A 1,655-nucleotide genomic window follows, 5' to 3' on the forward strand; every position below is an offset into this window, starting at 1 on the left:
AAGCCCGCGGCCGGGCGAACCACTTCACCTCCTCCATTGAGCCAAGCTACTGGCACAAGTTTGACAAGAATGAAGAAGAAGACCGGCGGCTGGCGGACAATTTCTCAGCCGCGCTGCAGATCAAGGAAGACCTTCTGCAAGACGCCAGTCTGAGGGAGTACCATGAAATGGCGCTGGTCTGGCACCGGCGCAAAGGCCGTAAGGCCAGGATCAGCAAAGACGGTCAGGAATTTCTGAAATCCTTGGGTGACACCCGCAAAACCGCCTGATTGCGGTTGATTTTTTGCCGGTGCCATTAGTATAAGCGCGTCTTGGTTTCTGGTGCTGGCAGATTACGCAGCCTTGCTCCGTAACAGCAGCGCATCTGATTGCGCTGGTGACAGTTTCTGGATCCGGGTTGTGAAGACAGGGTTCACAATCAGGTATTTCCGGTTGATTGGAGGAGGCGCCAATTGTTCTGGCCGCAAACCGGCCTTAACTGCGCGGCGGGCGGCTTTTGTAGACAGGCAGGTGCCAGGCGAATAGGATCGACCCTGCCCGCAAGGTCCAGCACACGCCGGCGCAGGCCAGCAGGGCAAACTGCACCTCCAGTCCAAGCCAGATTGCCAGGACGGCGGTGATCGCACCTGCCATGGCGCAGGAGATGTATAGCTCACCCTGTTTCAGCACCAGGGGCACCTCGTTGCAGACAACGTCGCGCATCAAGCCGCCCATGGTTCCGGTGGCCATGCCCATCAGCACAGTGATCACCGGCGGGCTTTCCAGAGCCAGTGCGGCGCCTGTGCCTGCAGGAACAGCTACGGCCAGTGCAAAACTGTCGAGCCATACGACCCAGCGCAACCGGCTCTCCAGCAGATGTGCGGAAAAGAATACCGTCACCGCGGCGAAAGCCGCAAGCAGAATGTAATTCGGGTTACCGATCCAGAACACCGGATTGCGGTCCAAGAGCAGGTCGCGCAGCGTGCCACCGCCAAGCGCGGTCAGGCAGGCAACAAAGGCAAAGCCGACAATATCCAGCTGCGCCCGGCTGGCCACCAGCGCGCCGGTCAGCGCAAAGACCAGCACTGAGGCATAGTCCAGCAAAGCCAGAAAGGTCATACGGCGGGTCTGCGCATCAGGCGCTTTTCTTCTTCTTGAAGGGAGCCATGCCGGCGCGGGCCAGCTCATCCGCACGTTCGTTCTCGGGATGGCCTGCGTGGCCCTTGACCCATTCCCAGGTCACCTTGTGGCGGGCTTGCGCCGCGTCCAGACGCTGCCACAGCTCGACGTTTTTGACCGGCTTCTTGCTGGAGGTTTTCCAGCCGTTTCTTTTCCAGCCGAAGATCCAGCCGGTGACGCCGTTCTTAACATAGGCCGAGTCGGTGACCACGGTGAGCGTCGACGGGCGCGCCAGGCTTTCCAGCGCGTTGATCGCGGCCAGCAGTTCCATCCGGTTGTTGGTGGTCTCGGCTTCGCCGCCCTTCAGTTCTTTCTCCTTGACGACGGTGTCTCCATCCATCGCACGCAGCAACGCACCCCATCCTCCGGGGCCGGGGTTGCCGGAGCAGGCGCCATCGGTATAGGCAAACAGCTCAGCCATGGGCGGTTAGAATCACATAGGTTTCAACCCCGCCGGCCAGTCCCTGGCCGTTTCCGCGGCGGGACCGGGTTAGGGT

General features: G+C 60.7%; 3 protein-coding genes. 1 reads left to right on the plus strand and 2 read right to left on the minus strand.

Annotated elements, in window-relative coordinates; translation table 11 throughout:
• Positions 1 to 269, plus strand: a 269-nt coding sequence (locus A2I95_RS36170; RefSeq protein ID WP_291737339.1) for a hypothetical protein, incomplete at its 5' end; no start/stop codon positions are given.
• Between the two features lie 205 nt (positions 270 to 474).
• On the opposite strand, the gene A2I95_RS36175 is transcribed toward A2I95_RS36170, so the two are convergent.
• Together A2I95_RS36175 and rnhA are read right to left on the minus strand one after the other, a co-directional pair.
• Positions 475 to 1,098, minus strand: a complete 624-nt coding sequence (locus A2I95_RS36175; protein WP_027257282.1) for a trimeric intracellular cation channel family protein — start codon at positions 1,096 to 1,098, stop codon at positions 475 to 477.
• A 16-nt stretch (positions 1,099 to 1,114) separates the two neighbouring features.
• Complete coding sequence (rnhA, locus tag A2I95_RS36180; protein ID WP_027257283.1) at positions 1,115 to 1,579, minus strand: ribonuclease HI; 465 nt, start codon at positions 1,577 to 1,579, stop codon at positions 1,115 to 1,117.
• Positions 1,580 to 1,655: the final 76 nt, after the last annotated feature.

The sequence above is a fragment of the Leisingera sp. F5 genome (genome assembly GCF_001593695.1).

Excerpts from the sequence above, each read along its gene's own strand:
- A2I95_RS36175 (WP_027257282.1), bottom strand. The coding sequence starts at position 1,098 with ATGACCTTTCTGGCTTTGCTGGACTATGCCTCAGTGCTGGTCTTTGCG.
- rnhA (WP_027257283.1), bottom strand. The coding sequence starts at position 1,579 with ATGGCTGAGCTGTTTGCCTATACCGATGGCGCCTGCTCCGGCAACCCC.